At 53.7% G+C, this 18,027-nt stretch carries 17 protein-coding genes; 6 read left to right on the top strand and 11 right to left on the bottom strand.

Annotation, left to right across the window (positions count from 1 at the left end):
• Window positions 1–79: 79 nt before the first annotated feature.
• Window positions 80–1,615, top strand: coding sequence for a methyl-accepting chemotaxis protein (locus ACT9TW_RS17585; RefSeq protein ID WP_446493217.1), 1,536 nt, complete (start codon window positions 80–82; stop codon window positions 1,613–1,615).
• Here the strand turns inward: ACT9TW_RS17585 and ACT9TW_RS17590 are convergent.
• Complete coding sequence (locus ACT9TW_RS17590; RefSeq protein WP_259829466.1) at window positions 1,612–2,010, bottom strand: (R)-mandelonitrile lyase; 399 nt, start codon at window positions 2,008–2,010, stop codon at window positions 1,612–1,614. The two genes, ACT9TW_RS17585 and ACT9TW_RS17590, sit on opposite strands and share 4 nt — an antisense overlap.
• Window positions 2,011–2,122: 112 nt before the next feature.
• Here ACT9TW_RS17590 and ACT9TW_RS17595 point away from each other — a divergent pair, with 112 nt between their 5' ends.
• Both ACT9TW_RS17595 and ansP read left to right on the top strand, forming a co-directional pair.
• Window positions 2,123–3,013, top strand: coding sequence for a LysR family transcriptional regulator (locus tag ACT9TW_RS17595; RefSeq protein ID WP_446493218.1), 891 nt, complete (start codon window positions 2,123–2,125; stop codon window positions 3,011–3,013).
• Between the two features lie 375 nt (window positions 3,014–3,388).
• Window positions 3,389–4,885, top strand: coding sequence for an L-asparagine permease (gene ansP, locus ACT9TW_RS17600; protein ID WP_182061240.1), 1,497 nt, complete (start codon window positions 3,389–3,391; stop codon window positions 4,883–4,885).
• A gap of 68 nt (window positions 4,886–4,953) precedes the next feature.
• Here ansP and arsC read toward each other — a convergent pair whose 3' ends face one another.
• From arsC to yncE, 4 genes are all read right to left on the bottom strand, one after another.
• Window positions 4,954–5,382 carry a glutaredoxin-dependent arsenate reductase gene (gene arsC / locus ACT9TW_RS17605; RefSeq protein WP_446493219.1) on the bottom strand — a complete coding sequence of 143 codons (429 nt, stop codon included), beginning with the start codon at window positions 5,380–5,382 and terminating at the stop codon, window positions 4,954–4,956.
• Window positions 5,383–5,391: 9 nt separating this feature from the next.
• Window positions 5,392–6,684, bottom strand: a complete 1,293-nt coding sequence (locus ACT9TW_RS17610; protein WP_315685885.1) for an arsenic transporter — start codon at window positions 6,682–6,684, stop codon at window positions 5,392–5,394.
• A 45-nt stretch (window positions 6,685–6,729) separates the two neighbouring features.
• On the bottom strand, window positions 6,730–7,050 hold the full coding sequence (locus ACT9TW_RS17615) for a metalloregulator ArsR/SmtB family transcription factor (protein WP_182061243.1): 321 nt from the start codon (window positions 7,048–7,050) through the stop codon (window positions 6,730–6,732).
• Window positions 7,051–7,176: 126 nt separating this feature from the next.
• A complete protein-coding gene (gene yncE / locus ACT9TW_RS17620; RefSeq protein WP_446493220.1) occupies window positions 7,177–8,238 on the bottom strand; it encodes a 7-bladed beta-propeller protein YncE in 1,062 nt (353 codons plus the stop codon).
• Window positions 8,239–8,479: 241 nt separating this feature from the next.
• On the opposite strand from yncE, the gene pqqU reads away from it, so the two are divergent.
• The gene (gene pqqU, locus ACT9TW_RS17625) at window positions 8,480–10,594 is read left to right on the top strand and encodes a TonB-dependent receptor PqqU (RefSeq protein ID WP_446493221.1); all 2,115 of its coding nucleotides are present in this window, start codon (window positions 8,480–8,482) and stop codon (window positions 10,592–10,594) included.
• A gap of 37 nt (window positions 10,595–10,631) precedes the next feature.
• Here the strand turns inward: pqqU and ACT9TW_RS17630 are convergent, their stop codons facing one another.
• The 4 genes from ACT9TW_RS17630 to ACT9TW_RS17645 form a co-directional block, all read right to left on the bottom strand.
• Window positions 10,632–12,173 carry a methyl-accepting chemotaxis protein gene (locus ACT9TW_RS17630; RefSeq protein ID WP_446493222.1) on the bottom strand — a complete coding sequence of 514 codons (1,542 nt, stop codon included), beginning with the start codon at window positions 12,171–12,173 and terminating at the stop codon, window positions 10,632–10,634.
• Window positions 12,174–12,359: 186 nt separating this feature from the next.
• Window positions 12,360–13,028, bottom strand: a complete 669-nt coding sequence (locus ACT9TW_RS17635; RefSeq protein ID WP_446493223.1) for a GntR family transcriptional regulator — start codon at window positions 13,026–13,028, stop codon at window positions 12,360–12,362.
• A gap of 248 nt (window positions 13,029–13,276) precedes the next feature.
• A complete protein-coding gene (locus ACT9TW_RS17640) occupies window positions 13,277–14,317 on the bottom strand; it encodes an NADP-dependent oxidoreductase (RefSeq protein WP_446493224.1) in 1,041 nt (346 codons plus the stop codon).
• A 65-nt stretch (window positions 14,318–14,382) separates the two neighbouring features.
• Window positions 14,383–14,958 (bottom strand): helix-turn-helix domain-containing protein, encoded by a 576-nt coding sequence (locus ACT9TW_RS17645; RefSeq protein ID WP_446493225.1) that lies wholly within the window; start codon window positions 14,956–14,958, stop codon window positions 14,383–14,385.
• A 150-nt stretch (window positions 14,959–15,108) separates the two neighbouring features.
• Here ACT9TW_RS17645 and ACT9TW_RS17650 point away from each other — a divergent pair, with 150 nt between their 5' ends.
• Both ACT9TW_RS17650 and ACT9TW_RS17655 read left to right on the top strand, forming a co-directional pair.
• Window positions 15,109–15,627, top strand: coding sequence for an N-acetyltransferase family protein (locus tag ACT9TW_RS17650; protein WP_446493226.1), 519 nt, complete (start codon window positions 15,109–15,111; stop codon window positions 15,625–15,627).
• On the top strand, window positions 15,624–16,073 hold the full coding sequence (locus tag ACT9TW_RS17655; RefSeq protein ID WP_182061249.1) for a DMT family transporter: 450 nt from the start codon (window positions 15,624–15,626) through the stop codon (window positions 16,071–16,073). The genes ACT9TW_RS17650 and ACT9TW_RS17655 overlap by 4 nt, the downstream gene beginning before the upstream one ends.
• Here the strand turns inward: ACT9TW_RS17655 and ACT9TW_RS17660 are convergent.
• Both ACT9TW_RS17660 and ACT9TW_RS17665 read right to left on the bottom strand, forming a co-directional pair.
• The gene (locus ACT9TW_RS17660) at window positions 16,070–16,303 is read right to left on the bottom strand and encodes a YdcY family protein (RefSeq protein ID WP_446493227.1); all 234 of its coding nucleotides are present in this window, start codon (window positions 16,301–16,303) and stop codon (window positions 16,070–16,072) included. The two genes, ACT9TW_RS17655 and ACT9TW_RS17660, sit on opposite strands and share 4 nt — an antisense overlap.
• 96 nt (window positions 16,304–16,399) lie before the next feature.
• Window positions 16,400–17,998, bottom strand: a complete 1,599-nt coding sequence (locus tag ACT9TW_RS17665) for an ABC transporter substrate-binding protein (protein WP_446493228.1) — start codon at window positions 17,996–17,998, stop codon at window positions 16,400–16,402.
• Between the last annotated feature and the right edge of the window lie 29 nt (window positions 17,999–18,027).

The following is an 18,027-nucleotide window of genomic DNA, read 5'->3' on the forward strand; positions in this document are numbered from 1 at the left end:
AAAGAATAAAACCTTATCTCTTGCCTGTGTCTTTATCGGGCGGCTTCTCTTTTACATATACATCACTATGGAGTTACTCATGAAGCGTAACACTCCCGTTACACAAAACGAGTATTTACTTAACGAAGGCTCGACATTAATGTCGACAACCAATACACATAGTCATATTACCTATGCGAATTCGGCCTTTATTGAAGCCAGTGGATATAAAGAAGAAAATCTTCTGGGTGAACCCCATAATGTTATTCGCCACCCGGATATGCCCCCTGAGGCATTCGGGGATATGTGGTTTACGTTACAGCAGGGAGAGAGCTGGACCGGGCTTGTCAAGAACCGCCGCCACAACGGAGATCACTACTGGGTGCGCGCCAATGTTACGCCGGTTTACCAGAATGACACATTAACCGGTTATATCTCTGTGCGTAATATTCCCGCACGTGAAGAGATTGAAGCCAGTGAAAAACTCTATGAGAAAGTGCGAAATAAAGAATTAAAACATCATCGCTTTTATAAAGGATTGTTGGTTCGCCGCGGCATATTCTCTTTCACTTCTGTTTTTAAACGACTGAGCATTACCCGGCGCGTTAATATTGGTATTACCATAACCGCCCTGTTCTCTTGTTTACTTTTACTGATCTTACCCAAAGGTATAAGTCAACTGAGTGGCGTAATTCTGCCGTTAATTAGCCTGGCGTTATACCTTAATGCACAAATATCACGTCCGGTAAAAACCATTGTCAGCCAGATGCAACGCGTGGTTTCCGGGCGCAAAACAGACTATTTCCATTTCGATCGGGTAGACGAAATTGGTCTGATGATGCGCCTCGTTAATCAGTCGGGTTTAAACCTGAACTCGCTGGTGGATGATGTTGGCACCCAGATTGGCGGTATCGGCAATATCAGTCAGCAGGTGGCGAAAGAAGGCGCGGCGTTGCAGGCGCGTTCCGAAGAGACAGCAGACGACTTGCAACAAACCGCCGCGGCAGTAGAAGAAATTGCCAGTGCAGTACAGCAGACGGCAGAAACCGCGAAGGAAGCCATTCAGATGGCGGACCGGACCAGCGCCAGCGCCCACAGCGGCGAAGCGATGATGAAACAGACCATCGGCATGATGCAGTCGGTGTCGCAAGATAACAGCCAGATTGTCGACATCATCAGCGTGATTGACCGCATCGCCTTCCAGACCAACATCCTGGCACTGAACGCCGCCGTCGAAGCGGCACGCGCCGGTGAAGCCGGGCGCGGTTTTGCGGTGGTAGCGGCTGAAGTGCGTAACCTGGCGCAGCACTCTGCCACGGCAGCCAAAGAGATCAAAACCCTGATCGAGAAAAACGTCGCCAGCGTGAACAACGGTGTGGAAATGGTGGAACAGACCGAAACGCACCTGACGGTGATGATAGGCAATGTGTTGCAGATGACCTCCCTGATTAAGGAAATAGGCCATGCCACGCAGGAACAGACGCAGGCGCTTTCGCTGATTAACGAGTCCATCTCTCGTATTGGCGTGATGACCAGCAACAACACCGGAATGGTAGATAATGTCGCCAATGCCGCCAATCACCTGACGCAGCGCACCACGCGTCTGCAACAGGCGATAGCGGTGTTTGGCGGCTAGCTGTTCTGATACTGCTCGTCGGTGACTTTTTCCATCCACTCTACCGGGCTACCGTTCACTGATTCGGCGATGGCAATATGGGTCATCGCCGTTTGCGCGCTGGCCCCGTGCCAGTGTTTCACGCCAGGCGGGATCCACGCGATATCGCCCTGGTTCAGCGGCTCAGCCTCTTTACCCCACTCCTGTAACCAGCCGCGCCCCTGAGTCACGATAAGCGTTTGTCCCAGCGGATGCGTATGCCAGGCGGTTCGCGCGCCGGGTTCAAAGGTCACCGTTGCGCCACCCACGGCGGCGGGCTCGGTCGCCTGGAAAGGTGCATCAATGCGAACAGTGCCGGTAAACCAGTCCTCCGGGCCACGGATGGAAGGTAATGAACCGCTACGGATAATTTTCATGTTCTACTCCTCGTTTGCTGTTGTGCTAACAGTAGCGCAAAGGTGTGTGGAGCATTAGACTGCATAATCAGAAAGGAACCATGAACGCAATTCATGAATCGGGCAACTGACGATGTTAAAAGACAATTTCAACGACCTGCTCTCTTTTATGGTGGTCGCCCGCGAACGCAGTTTTACACGCGCGGCCGCCCAGTTGGGTGTTTCGCAGTCGGCATTGAGCCACGCGATGCGTAATCTGGAGGCGCGACTGGATGTGCGGCTGCTGACCCGCACCACCCGCAGCGTTGCGCCGACCGCGGCCGGTGAGCAACTCTTCATGCGCCTGAGCCCGCACCTGCTGGAGATTGAGCAGGAGCTCACCGCACTGCGTGACATGCGTGACACGCCCGCCGGAAATATCCGCATCACCGCCGGAGAACACGCCATGACCTGCGTGCTGTGGCCGGTGCTAAAACCCTTCATGGTGAAATATCCTGACATTCATGTTGAAGTGACCGTGGATAACGGCCTGACGGACATCGTAGATGGGCGGTTTGATGCCGGGGTGCGCCTGGGTGAGCAGGTCGCCAAAGATATGATTGCCGTGCGTATTGCACCGGATCTACGCATGACGGTGGTCGGTTCACCCGACTATCTTGCGCGTTTTGGTGTGCCGGAAGAGCCAGAGCAGCTTGCGCAGCACAGCTGCATCAATATGCGTCTGCCCACGCGAGGAGGATTGTATGCCTGGGAATTTGAACGTGACGGGCGTGAGCTGCACGTGCGCGTTGAAGGCCAGCTGACGCTGAATAATCTGCCGCAGCGCATCGATGCCGCTGAATCTGGTCTTGGCCTGGCGTATGTGCCGGAAGATACCGTCCGTGAGGCCATCGATCAGGGACGGTTGATTCAGGTGCTTAAGGCGTGGTGCCCGGTCTTTCAGGGCTATCATTTGTATTATCCCAGCCGCCGCCAGCACACCACCGCCTTCGCGTTACTTGTAGATGCCTTGCGTAACGCGTGAATGACTTCTCGCCTGGCGGTTCAGGGTTGTCCCTATGAATTCAAGTCATCAATACCAGTCGGTAACTATTAAGTGAATCTGATGATTAAAGCACCACTACACTTACTGGTTTGCCTGGGAATTCGCCACGATTCAGCGTGTTGTGATCCCCGTCTGCTCTGACCACACAATTTCCTTCGACAGACATCACTTTCGGCGCGGTTATATTTTGCGTCGCTTATCAATTGCGGGTAGGATGCCTCGCCATGTTCGCCTTATCCATACGCAGAAAGACTGGAAAGGTGACATGTGTCTGTGCAAAGGCAATCGTTTGTATTGCCAGCTGCCAGACGGGACTATCACGACAATGGTTCAGACAGGCAAACAGGTAACTCAATGAAAACAAGCAATAAAAGCGCAGCCGATCATCATGCTGCGAAACGTCGCTGGTTGAACTCTCATGAAGAGGGCTACCACAAAGCGATGGGCAACCGTCAGGTTCAAATGATCGCCATCGGCGGCGCTATCGGTACGGGTTTGTTCTTAGGTGCAGGCGCACGTCTGCAAATGGCAGGCCCGGCTCTCGCACTGGTGTATCTGGTGTGCGGCATTTTCTCTTTCTTTATTCTTCGTGCGCTGGGCGAACTGGTTTTACATCGCCCTTCCAGCGGCAGTTTTGTCTCTTATGCCCGTGAATTCCTCGGCGAAAAAGCGGCCTACGTTGCGGGCTGGATGTACTTCGTCAACTGGGCGATGACCGGTATTGTCGATATCACCGCGGTTGCGCTGTATATGCATTACTGGGGTGCGTTTGGTGATGTCCCACAGTGGGTGTTTGCCCTCGGTGCCCTGGCTATTGTCGGAACCATGAACATGATCGGCGTGAAGTGGTTCGCCGAAATGGAATTCTGGTTTGCGCTGGTCAAAGTTCTGGCAATTGTGGTGTTCCTGGTGGTCGGTACGGTGTTCCTCGGCAGCGGTAAACCGCTGGATGGAAATGCCACGGGCTTCCACCTGATAACCGATAACGGCGGTTTCTTCCCGCACGGGCTGCTGCCTGCACTGGTGCTGGTACAGGGTGTGGTGTTCGCGTTTGCCTCTATCGAGCTGGTCGGTACGGCTGCGGGTGAATGTAAAGATCCGCAGACCATGGTGCCAAAAGCGATTAACAGCGTTATCTGGCGTATTGGTCTGTTCTACGTGGGTTCCGTGGTACTGCTGGTACTGCTTCTGCCGTGGACTGCATACCAGGCAGGTCAGAGTCCGTTTGTGACCTTCTTCTCTAAACTCGGCGTGCCTTATGTTGGCAGCATTATGAACATCGTGGTGCTGACCGCGGCCCTCTCAAGCCTGAACTCCGGCCTGTACTCCACCGGCCGTATTTTGCGCTCGATGTCGATGGGTGGCTCTGCACCAAAATTCATGTCGAAAATGAGTAAGCAGCAGGTGCCTTACGCGGGTATCCTCGCCACGCTGGCAGTCTATGTCTTTGGCGTGTTCCTGAACTATCTGGTGCCGTCTCAGGTGTTTGAGATCGTCCTGAACGTTGCTGCACTGGGCATAATCGCCTCCTGGGCCTTTATCGTGGTTTGCCAGATGCGTCTGCGCAAAGCGATTAAAGAAGGTAAAGCCGCAGAAGTCCGCTTTAAGCTGCCTGGCGCACCGGTAACGTCCTGGCTGACCCTGCTGTTCCTGTTCAGCGTGCTGGTGCTGATGGCGTTCGATTACCCGAACGGCACTTACACCATCGCCACCATTCCACTGCTGGCTGTGTTGCTGATTGCAGGCTGGTTTGGCGTGCGTAAACGCGTTCACGAAATTCACAGCACCGCGCCTGTTCATCCTGATGATGAAAAGCAGGACGGCCCGCTGATTGAAGAGACGTCGCGTTAATACCACACGGCGGTCATAAAAAAAGGGAAGGCATTTTGCCTTCCCTTTTGCTTTGCGGCGACTAAACCTCAGGGTTTGACTCGCTTGCCCTGCACGTCAACAACCTGCTCCCCATCCTCTTTCGTAAATGCCCCTTGCTGCGACTCAGGGAGGATATCCAGCACCACTTCGGAAGGCCGGCACAAGCGGGTGCCAAGCGGAGTCACCACAATCGGGCGATTAATCAGGATCGGATACTGGAGCATAAAGCCAATAAGCTGTTCATCCGTAAAAGCAGTATCCGCAAGACCCAGCTGTTCGTAGGGCTCCACGTTTTTTCGCAGCAATGCGCTCACCGTGATGCCCATCCCGGCAATCAGTTTCATCAGTTCATCCCGCGTTGGAGGCGTGTCGAGGTAATAGATAATTGTCGGTTCGATACCGCTATTGCGGATCATTTCCAGCGTATTGCGCGACGTGCCGCAGGCCGGGTTGTGATAAATCGTAACGTTGCTCATTGTAGTGTCTCACGACAAAGTGACAGAGAGCCGCAGCGCCAGCGCGGCAAGTGTGACAAACAGCACGGGCAGGGTCATGATGATGCCAGTACGGAAGTAATATCCCCAGGTGATGGTCATATTCTTCTGCGACAGCACGTGCAGCCATAACAGGGTTGCCAGGCTCCCGATAGGGGTAATTTTAGGACCTAAATCGCAGCCAATGACGTTGGCGTAAATCATGGCCTCTTTCACTACGCCAGAAGCCGTACTTCCGTCGATGGATAATGCGCCAATCAGCACTGTAGGCATGTTATTCATTACAGATGATAAAAATGCCGTTATAAAGCCGGTGCCAAAGGTTGCCACCCATACTCCTTTATCGGCCAGTACGCTCAGTATCCCGGAAAGAGAGTCCGTCAGCCCGGCATTTCGCAGACCGTATACCACCAGGTACATTCCCAGTGAAAAAATAACAATCTGCCACGGGGCACCGCGCAATACTTTGCCGGTATTAATAGCATGGCCTCTTTTGGCTACTGCAAACAGGATCAGCGCACCAATGGCTGCAATTGCGCTGACGGGAAGCCCGAGCGGTTCAAGCACAAAGAAGCCAACCAGCAGCAGGATTAGAACAATCCAGCCGGCTTTAAAGGTTGCGGCATCTTTGATTGCGCTGGCGGGAGCTTTTAGTCGGGCAATGTCATAGGTCGCCGGTATATCCCGACGAAAGAACAGGTGCAGCATCACAAGCGTGGTGGCGATGGCCGCGATATCAACCGGGATCATGACTGATGCGTACCGGGTAAAGCCCAGAGAAAAGTAATCCGCAGAGACAATGTTCACCAGATTCGAGACAATCAGCGGCAGGCTGGCTGTATCTGCAATAAATCCCGCAGCCATAACAAAGGCGAGTGTCGTCCCTTTGCTGAATCCAAGAGCAAGGAGCATGGCTATCACGATAGGTGTCAGGATCAGCGCTGCGCCGTCGTTGGCAAAAAACGCCGCAACGGCTGCGCCAAGCAGCACTATCCAGGTGAACAGCAGGCGACCCCGGCCATTTCCCCAGCGCGAAACATGTAATGCCGCCCACTCGAAAAAACCGGACTCATCCAGCAGCAGGCTGATGATAATCACCGCAATAAAGGTTGCGGTGGCGTTCCAGACAATATTCCAGACCACCGGAATATCATCAATATGGATAACGCCCCCCATCAATGCCAGCGCGGCACCGATGCTCGCGCTCCAGCCAATACTAAGTCCCCTGGGCTGCCAGATGACCAGAATCAGCGTCAGAACAAAAATACTCCCTGCCAGTAACATTTTCCGCCCCGTTATATATGCCTAAATGAATGTATTGCTTGTTATCTAACAGGATGACGGTGCGGCGTTTTCCCGCCACAGGCGGATCTCCTCACGCATACACAACCAGGCTGTTGAAATGGTTTCGGCTGCCCAGGCAGGCATATGCGGAGACAGACGGTAGTAAACCCACTTCCCTTCCCGGCGGTCGAGAACCAGCTCTGCATCCCGCAGAATGGCGATATGTCGGGAAATTTTAGGCTGAGATTCCGCCGTCACGCCGCAGATATCACACACGCAAAGCTCACCGGACTCTCTGAGGAGCAATACGATGGCCAGCCGGGTTTCATCGGACAAAATTTTGTATAGCTGAACGGGCTGTAGCATGTTGCAACCTGCCTCTTACGCTTTCACATATGACTTACCATATATGTTAAGGCGGAATTCAGCCGCTTTCAATGACTAACGCGTGGCAGATAAAAAAGCCCTGCATATGCAGGGCTTGAGGAGCGGTTACAGCGCGATACGGATCACGTCGTCCGGCTGGGTGGCTTCCTGCTGGCGGGTGGATTTCTGTTTCACCGTCACGTACAGGGTTTTGCCGTCGGCAGAGAGCGCCAGGCTGTTCGGATAGACCGGGGTATCGTACGTTTTAGTGACTTTATAGGTCTTCGTGTCAATCACGCTCACCTTGCCCGCTTCACGGTGGGTTACGTAGGCTTCGTTACGCGCCGGGTTGAACAGCACGGCCAGCGACTCAGGCGTGGCGATTTTCTCGATAACGCTGCCATCTTTCAGGTTAACCACCAGCACTTCCGGCTGTTTTGAATCGGTCAGGAATGCGCGCTGTCCGGCGGTGTCCAGGCTCAGGTTCAGGTAGAAATGCTCTTTCCCGTCATCCTGCACTTTCTTACGGCTGAGGATTTTATGGGTGGTCGTATCAATCGTCACCAGTTCGCCATCTGCGTTAGTGGTGTACAGGCGTTTGGCCTGAGCATCCAGCGCCAGACCGGTGCTGAACGTACCGGTGTTGGCAATAGTGTCTTTCAGTTTCAGCGTTGCGCCATCAACCACCCAGATAACACTCTCTTTGCCAATTCCAGTGATATAAACGGTATTGGTGGTGTCATCCGCGACCAACTGGCGCGGCTGTAACGGTTTCACCGTTTCGCTGCGCTTGCGGTCATCCAGTACCAGGCGCCCTTTCACCTCACCTGTTTTTGCGTCAATGGCCGTCACCGCACTACTGGTGGTGTTGCCAAACCACAGCGTCTGGGTGGTGTTGTCGATCGTTGCGCCAAACGGTTTGAGATCGTTATGAATCGCTTGCGTCACTTCCAGCGTAACCGGGTCAAGGCGATAAACCACGCCGCCTTTATCGGTTTTACGGCTTAATGATGTCGCAACCCACAGCGCATTCTCCTGCTGGCTTACGGCCATCTCATACGCGCCCTTGCCGACTGCTTTACGCAGCATATCTTCGGCGGCATGAACCTGGAAGGTTCCGGCAAACAGTAAGGAGCCTAACAGCAGAGAACTCCGCAGGCGCGGCGAACACAGGTGACGTAAAGACATAACAATTCCTTTTTATAAGAGGTGGTGTACTGCTGACATCGCTTCCGGCAGGCAAAGTCATGGCTTCGCCATCATTTTAATGAGAATAGTAATCATTAATCCGCTGAATGTGGAGTTTTTCTTTCCCCGCCCCCTTTCATTAACGCAATGTGCGGTTATAGTTTTCAAAAGATTTACAAAAGATTTAACATGTATGCACATGTTCCATTTGGTTCGTATTTTTCCTCAAGCGGTTTACTCCATGAAAATCTTTTCTGCCTCTAAGGCAACCTTCCCGCTGTTGCTGGTTCCTGTCGTGTTAGCCCCTGCCGTCTCGATGGCCGCAGAAGAACAAACCATGATCGTCAGCGCCACACCGCAAACCGTATCAGAACTCGATACCCCGGCGGCGGTCAGCGTCGTCAACGGGGACGATATGCGCCAGGCAACCCCGCGCATTAACCTTTCTGAATCACTTGGCAGCGTGCCGGGTCTGCAAATTCAGAACCGCCAGAACTATGCGCAGGATTTACAGTTATCCATGCGTGGCTTCGGCGCACGTTCAACCTTCGGCGTGCGCGGGATCCGTATGTATGTTGACGGTATCCCGGCCACCATGCCTGATGGCCAGGGCCAGACATCTAACATTGACCTCACCAGTGTGGACACCGTTGAAGTGTTGCGCGGGCCGTTCTCGGCGCTCTACGGCAATGCGTCTGGCGGCGTTATCAACATCAACACCCAGACCGGGCAACAGCCGTCAACCATTGAAGCCAGCAGTTATTACGGCAGTTACGGCACCTGGCGCTATGGTATGAAAGCCACCGGTGCCATGGGTGATGGCACGCACGCAGGCGATGTGGATTACACGGTATCGACGACCCGTTTCACCACCAAAGGCTACCGCGACCACAGCGGCGCGCGGAAAAACCTCGCCAACGCCAAACTGGGCGTGCGTATTGATGATGTCAGCAAGCTGACGCTGATGTTTAACAGCGTGGACATGAAAGCCAACGATCCGGGTGGCCTGGACTATCAGGAGTGGCGGGACAATCCGCGCCAGTCTCCGCGCGGGGATCAGTACAATACGCGTAAAACCATCAAGCAGACGCAGGCCGGGTTACGCTATGACCGTCAGTTAAGCGCCCAGGACGACCTCAGCGTGATGATGTACGCGGGTGAACGTGAAATGACGCAGTACCAGTCCATTCCGTATCAGCCGCAGCTAAAAGCCACCCACTCTGGCGGCGTGATTGACATGCAGCGCCACTACCAGGGCATTGATACCCGCTGGACGCACAAAGGCGAGCTGCTGGTTCCGGTTACTTTCACCACCGGGCTGAACTACGAAAACATGAGCGAAGATCGCCGGGGTTATCAGAACTTCGTCATGGATAACGGCGTGCCAGACTACGGCGTAAAAGGCGAAAAGCGCCGCGACGAACGTAACCTGATGTGGAACGTTGACCCTTATCTGCAAACCAGCTGGCAACTGACGCAAAAGCTCTCTGTGGATGCGGGTGTGCGTTACAGTTCTGTGTGGTTTGACTCTAACGACCATTACATTACCCCGGGAAATGGCGACGACAGCGGCGATGCGAGCTATCACAAGTGGCTTCCGGCCGGTTCGGTTAAATATGCGCTGACCGACGCATGGAACCTGTATGCCGCGGCGGGACGTGGGTTTGAAACCCCAACCATTAACGAGCTCTCTTACCGTTCAGATGATAAAGGCGGGCTGAATATCGGCCTGAAGCCATCGACCAACAACACCTATGAAGTGGGCAGCAAAACGCGTATCGGCAATGGCCTGCTGACAGCGGCGTTGTTCCGTACCGACACGGATGACGAAATTGTGGTGGATGCCAGCTCCGGTGGCCGCACCAGCTATAAAAACGCCGGGAAAACCCGTCGTCAGGGTGTGGAAGTCTCCCTTGATCAGCAGTTCGCGGAAAACTGGAAGCTGAAAATGGCGTGGACGTATCTGGACGCCACCTACCGCACCAACGTCTGTAGCGATACCGACTGTAACGGCAACCGGATGCCGGGTATCGCCCGTAACATGGGTTATGCATCCTTTGGCTGGCAGCCTGAAGAAGGCTGGTATGCCGGTACCGATGTGCGCTACATGAGCGATATCATGGCCGACGACGAAAACACGGCGAAAGCCCCGTCTTACACGGTTGTGGGCCTGAATACCGGGTATAAATTCAATTACGGTAACTGGGGAATGGACGTGTTTGGGCGCGTTGATAACCTGTTCGACAAAGAGTATGTCGGCTCAGTGATTGTGAACGAATCTAACGGGCGGTATTACGAACCAGCTCCTGGCCGTAACTACGGTGTCGGGATGTCAATCTCCTACCGCTTCGAGTAAGCAAACACCCGGCAGCGTCCAGCTGCCGGGTTGTTTATTACGCCGCCTGAGCGCTCTGTTCAAGGCGGAACGCCGCCACCAGCTCCTGTAACACGCGCGCCTGATCTTCCAGCGCTCCTGCCGCCGTGGACGATGCACCCACCAGCGAGGCATTTTGTTGCGTGGTGGTATCCAGCTCCATCACCGCCCGTGAAATCTGTTCTATGCCACGGCTCTGCTCTTCAGATGCCGACGAGATTTCGCCCATGATGTCATTCACCCGCGTGACGGATTCCACCACCTGCTCCATCGTCTGCCCGGCCTTCACCACCAGGTCGCTGCCCGTGGTGATGCGGTTAACCGATTCACTGATCAGCAGTTCGATATCCTTCGCCGCCTGCGAGCTTCGCTGGGAAAGGCTACGCACTTCGCTGGCGACCACCGCAAACCCACGCCCTTGCTCGCCCGCCCGCGCCGCTTCCACCGCGGCGTTCAGCGCCAGAATGTTCGTCTGGAACGCGATACTGTTGATCACCGCTGTGATATCGGCAATTTTTTGCGAACTGGTGTTGATATCGTTCATGGTGTTGACCACATCGCGCATCACGCGCCCGCCGTGGGTGGCGGTTTGCGAGGCTTCCGCTGCCAGCTGGCTGGCATGACGGGCGTTGTCAGCGTTGTTTTTCACCGTGGCCGTTAACTCTTCCATGCTGGCTGCCGTTTCCACTACTGCGGCGGCCTGCTGTTCAGTACGCGAAGAGAGATCAGTGTTCCCTTCGGCAATATCGCTCGCCGCCTGAGAAACCTGCGCCACGCTGTTACGCACATCGCCAATCATCGAACGCAGCGTGTCGTTCATGCGCCCCATCGCACCGGTGAGCTTGCCCAGCTCGTCGTCGCCCTGCGCACGGATATCGGCACTGAGGTCACCACTGGCGATACGTTCAGCCAGTAACAGGTTATGTTTAACCGGGCGGGTGATTTGGCGGGTCACCCACCATGACACCAGGATGCCAAAGAGGATGGCAATCACGCCGACAATCGCCGTAATGGTGCTGGAGCTGTAGGCCAGTGCATCATTGTGGGCTTTTACCAGAGCGATGATATCCCGGATGGCGGCGCTGCTGTTATCGCCCGCGGTTTTGACGTTATCTTCGGCTGTTTTCAGCGCCTGCTCCGCTGCTGCATCACCCTTATTGGCTTTAACAGCGGCCATCGCGGCCTGCATGTCCTGCACACCGGTGCCAAACTGCGCCAGGTGTTCCGCAATCGCGTCAACGATCGGGCCTTCTTTTGCCGTCCAGCTCAGTTTTTTGGCTTCAGCCGTTAATTCTTCGGCATGTTTCACATACCCGGCCAGAAGCTGACCCGATTTTTCATCCCCGTTATAGAGATACTTGAGCCGGTTAATCTTTGCCTGGAATACTTCAATATTGATATTGTAGATAAGGTTGGTTTGTTGATATACATCGCGGATTTCTTTGAAGCGCAGCACACTCATGGCGGTTGAAACCGCCACCAGCAGCAATACCACGCCAAAACCTGCTGAAAGCTTTTTGCTCATTTTTATATTACGTAATCGAAGGCTAATACTAAACATCCTGGGCTCCTTAAAAGGCAAATGTGCCTTTACCCATTATCGGCAGGATATGGGGTTATTTCATAGCGGCGTTGGTCTTACCTGTAGAAAAATGAAATAACGTTCCCGGTGACATCGTGCCACCAGGAAATTATTTATATAATGAATATTTGAAATTAAATGACGCGACCTGTAGTAAATAATTCCTTAACTAAAATATTGCCGTTGTAAAAGTACATTCGCTTCATCAATCAGAGTATCAATCGCTTCCTGGCAAGCTTCCGCATCCCTTCTTTCGAGCGCAGACAGCAGCTCAGCATAGTGATACGGCGAGGCGGTAATGTCGTTCAACCCCTCATGCAAATAGTTGATACACGGACCGATTCGTACCCACAACTGCTCAATAAGTGCACTGAGCGTTGGCATATCGGCATATTGATAGAGTGTGAAACGGAAAATACGGTTGGCATGTAGCGCTTGCTGAACATTTCCATTGCGCATGGCCTGATGGAAAAGATCCGATAGTTCGCGCAATGCCGCAAGCTTCGCATCGGACATGCGTTCACAGGCCGCGGCAACAGCCATAGGCTCCAGTTGTTTTCTGATGGCGTTAATTTCGTTATAGCGTTCCAGGGTAACCTCAGGCACAAGGAACGCCTGAGCCGGTGTGGCATGAAGCGCGCCAGCAGACACCAGTCGCAACAGCGCCTCGCGAACCGGGGTAATGCTGGTGCCTAATTTGTCTGCAATCTCTTTGGTAATCAGCCTGGCTCCCGGTTTCAACGAACCGGTAATTAATGCCCCCTTCAGACTGATTTCGACCTGCATGGTAAGACTGACCCGCTGTGCCTTTTCTAAATTATCCAAATCAAGCATGTTCAATTCCCGTAGCCAAAACAAAATGCTATTTTCAGCGTCTTTGAAAAAACGACGCCGCTAGATATATCCTGTATCATGGTGCCTGGTATTGGGAAATGCGCTAAAAACGCAAATATTACATATTTTATTTTTTTACTCTCCCCGCTCAGCAATGCTGGTGGTGAAGAGGATCTGCTGGTTTAATTAAAGACAATATATCGTATCTTCACAAATATTTATGGCGGGTATTCCCGCCATAACCGGGTTTATTTGTTTTCAGTCGCGATACGTATCACGACTTTGCCGAAGTTTTTCCCTTCAAGCAGACCAATCAGCGCCTGGGGCGCATTTTCCAGCCCGTCAATCACCTGTTCACGATAGTGGATTTTACCTTCCTGCACCCAACGCCCCATTTCCGCCTGGAACTCCTGGACGCGGTGACCGTAATCCTGCCCGATGATAAAGCCCTGCATCCGGATGCGTTTCTTGAGGATAGTCGCCATTAACAGCGATAAACGGTCCGGGCCGTCCGGTAATCCGGTGGCGTTATAGCCGCTCACCAGGCCACACACCGGCACACGTGCCGCGGTATTCAGTAATGGCAACACGGCATCAAACACTTTGCCGCCGACGTTTTCGTAATAAACGTCAATCCCGTTCGGGCAGGCTTTCGCCAGCTGCGCCGCAAAGTCATCTGCATAGTGATCCAGGCAAAGATCAAAGCCTAAAACCTCGGTGGCATAGCGGCATTTCTCTGCACCACCCGCAACGCCAATGACCCGGCATCCCTTAATTTTACCAATTTGCCCGACCGTGGCACCAACCGGCCCGGTGGCCGCCGCAACCACCAGCGTTTCGCCTTCTTTTGGCTGCCCAATATCCAGTAACCCCATGTACGCCGTAAAACCTGGCATCCCCAGCACGCCAAGCGCCCATGACGGGTGCGCCGGATTTTCACCCAGTTTCACCAGCCCGCTGCCGTCAGACAGCTCATACTCCTGCCAGCCGCTGTAGCCCAGCACCCACTCACCTGGTTTGAAGGCCGGGTTATTTGACTGCTCAACGCGGCTGACGGTGCCGCCTACCATTACCGCGCCAATCTCTACCGGCGGCGAATAAGACGGGGCATCGCTCATGCGGCCACGCATATAGGGATCAAGAGACAGCCACTCTGTGCGCAGCACTATCTGCCCCGCGGCAGGTGTCGGAACTGGCTGCGTTTCTGAACGGAAATTCTCAGCGACCGGCGCGCCATGTGGACGAGAGGCCAGAACCCAGCGACGATTTTGCAGTGGAGATTGACTCATATCGTGTTCCTTATTGTGCAAATGTCATTAGAGACTAGCCCCTTATGTTGCGGGCCGCTTTAGCATTACGAGCCGGACTGATTAAGCCGAACGACCAGATAAATACAGGAACTCTCGGTTTCATTGATAAACCGGCAGTCGTTGGGTGGCCCCAGTTCCAGGCAGTCTCCGGCTTTCATTTCGTGGCGGGTATCGCCCTCCTGAAATACCAGTTCGCCTTCCTGTAACCAGATAAGCTGACGTGCCAGCGCATAGGACGAAGCAGGCATGGGCACATCACTGCCCGCAGGCAATTCCACCTGTACCAGGTCGATGGGAAGATCGGTTCGCGGTGAAACGTGGCGGCGAAGATAGTGCGTTTGCGGATCGCGCCAGACCGGCTGATTCGCCAGGCGCAGCAGTTTTCCTTCCTGCATTTCGGCTCTGGCAATCAGCGTGGACATGCTGATTCCAAACGCGCCGGATAAACGGGCAAGCAAGGTCGCCGTTGGGCTGCTGTCCCCACGTTCAATCTTATGGATCATGGCGCGTGAGACGCCTGCCCGGTCGGCAAGCTCGCTCAGTGACCAACCGCGCGACTCGCGTTCTATGCGAATTCGGGCGCTAATCCGTTGATTCATATTGTCTGTAATAGTGTTCATGACGTCATACTATAGTGTATGAACGGCAATTCAATGCCGTTTTCATAACAAAAAAATATGGCTTATGCCGTAGCGATTTGGTGAGACTATTGTGTAATATCGTGTCAATAACGTACTACTATAGTGAACAACACATTCAGAGGTTCAATCATGATAATCCGCCACGCCAGCAAAGAAGACTGCGCCGCCATCGGTGAGATCTACAACCACGCGGTAGTGCATACCGCAGCAATCTGGAACGATAAGACCGTAGATACCGATAACCGTATCGCCTGGTTTGAAGCGCGCATTCTGGTGGGCTACCCGGTGCTGGTCAGTGAAGAAAACGGTGTGGTAACGGGGTATGCCTCATTCGGCGACTGGCGCGCCTTCGATGGTTTCCGCCATACGGTTGAACACTCGGTTTACGTTCACCCGGAACACCAGGGTAAAGGTATTGGTCGCCAGCTGATGAAAGCCCTGATCATCGAGGCGCGTAATATTGGCAAGCATGTGATGGTGGCCGGGATTGAAGCACAAAACCACGCGTCTATTCATCTGCATGAGACGCTCGGCTTCATCACCACCGGGCAAATGCCGCAGGTTGGTACCAAGTTTGGCCGCTGGCTGGATTTAACCTTTATGCAGTTGCAACTGGATGAGCGCAGCGACCCGGACGCCATTTCATGAATCAATCACTGACGCTGGCATTTCTGGTGGCGGCAGGCATTGGTCTGGTGGTGCAGAACACCTTAATGGTGCGCATCACCCAGTCCTCCTCCACGATACTTATCGCGATGTTACTAAACTCACTGGTGGGAATTGTCCTGTTCGTTAGCATCTTACTGATTAAGCAAGGTACCGCCGGGTTTAGCGAGCTGGCATCAACCGTACGCTGGTGGACGCTGATCCCCGGTTTGCTGGGCTCGTTTTTTGTGTTTGCCAGTATCAGTGGGTATCAGAACGTAGGCGCGGCCACCACCATTGCGGTGCTGGTAGCCAGCCAGCTTATTGGTGGGCTGGTGATGGATGTGCTGAGAAGTAACGGCATCCCACTGCGCGCACTGATTGGCCCGGGATGTGGCGCAGTGATGCTTGTCGTGGGGGCCTGGCTGGTGGCCAGACGCCAGTTTTAAAGGATAGTGCCGCCCTTCGTCAGGTGCTCGTGACGCACTTCCATCTCTTCTTTGTGCTGCTTACCGTGATGCGCAATCGCGGTACGCAGACGCTGCTGCTGGGTAAAGCGCTCTTCGCGGCTCAGCTCAGCATCATCGCTCAGTTCGATAAGCAGTTCATTCATGTGAGTGATTACGCTCTCTTCAAGCGCGGCGTCCACACGGGCAGTCACTTCGTTTAAATGTGACATTGTCACTCCTTGAGAATTGCCGGGTGACGGCTACGCCTTACCCGGCCTACAGGGGGAACCGTAGGCCCGGTAAGCGCAGCGCCACCGGGCATAAGATCAGTTCAGCTTCGCTTTCGAGAAATCGCTTCCCATCAGGCTCACGCTGTATCCCGTAATATTACTACGGGTAGCATAGAACGTCTTCCCGTTTGCCAGCGCAATCCACGGCGCCTGCTGGTAGAAGATCTCCTGCGCCTGGCTGTAGAGCTTCGCACGTTCGCCCGGGTTGCTGGCAAGCTTGGCTTTCTGTACCAGGTCATCATAACCCTTGTCGCACCAGCGCGCGGCATTTGAGCCGGTCTTGATGCTGTTACAACCCAGCAGCACGTCGGCAAAGTTATCCGGGTCACCGTTATCAGACATCCAGCCAAACAGCGCAGAATCGTGTTCGCCTTTACGCATTCCGGAGAGGTACTCGCCCCACTCGTAAGAGACGATTTTCGCCGTCACGCCCACTTTCGCCCAGTCGGCCTGGATCATCTCCGCAATACGGCGAGAGTTCGGGTTATACGGACGCTGTACCGGCATTGACCACAGCGTCACCTCGGCGCCCTTCTCCAGCCCGGCCTGTTTCAGCAACGCTTTCGCTTTCTCAGGGTCGTAGCTGTAATCTTTCAGATCCTTGTTATAGCCCATCATATTCGGCGGAATAGGTGATTTTGCCACCGTACCGGAACCCATAAAGACGGCATTGACGATCGCTTTTTTGTCGGTCGCATAGTTAAGTGCCTGACGCACAAGCACGTTATCAAACGGCTTTTTCTCGGTGTTAAACGCCAGATAACCCACGTTCAGCGCATCGACGGAATGCAGGGTCAGATCTTTATTGTTTTTGATAACATCAAACTGCACCGGCGATGGCGCAGGGATAATCTGGCACTCGTTGGTTTGCAGCTTCGCCAGTCGCGTTTCCACATTCGGCGTGATGGAGAAAATCAGGTGTTTTGTCGGAACTGCGCCATCCCAGTAGTTCGGGTTAGCAATGTAGCGGATCAGCGAGTCCACTTTGTACTGCTGGAGCACGTATGGCCCGGTACCAATCGGCCAGGTATCCACGTTCTCTGGCGTTCCCTTTTTCAGCATCACATCCGCATATTCCGCAGACAGAATAGAGGCGAAATCCATCCCCCAGTCGGCCAGGAATGCCGCATTCGGCTCGCTCAGGGTGAACTGAACGTGGTAATCATCAATCTTTTTAACGTCCTGAATCAGCTTATCCAGGCCTACGTCATTAAAGTATTCGTAATTGCCCTTCGATACATCGTGATACGGGTGTTTAGGGTCTTTCTGACGCATAACGGAGAAAATAACGTCATCGGCATTAAAATCACGGGTCGGTTTGAAGTATTTATTGCTGTTGAACTTGACCCCTTTACGCAGCGTAAAGGTATAGGTCTTGCCGTCCGGGGAAATGGTCCATGACTCCGCCAGCGACGGAACCGGGGTGTTTTTTACCGGGTCAAAATTGATCAGGCGGTTATACAGCACCTGAGAGCTGGCGACAAAAGAGGGGCCGGAGCTGGCAATCTGTGGGTTGAATGACTCAGGTGAGGCTTCAGAACAGTAAATAATGGTGTCGTTGTTCGCCGCCCATGCGGCACTTGCCGGTAAAAGAGTGCTCAGCGCAAGCGCGAGCAGCGTTTTCCCTGTAGACATGGTTATAACCCTTTCGGTTTTATTATATA

The organism is Enterobacter sp. C4G1 (assembly GCF_052886895.1).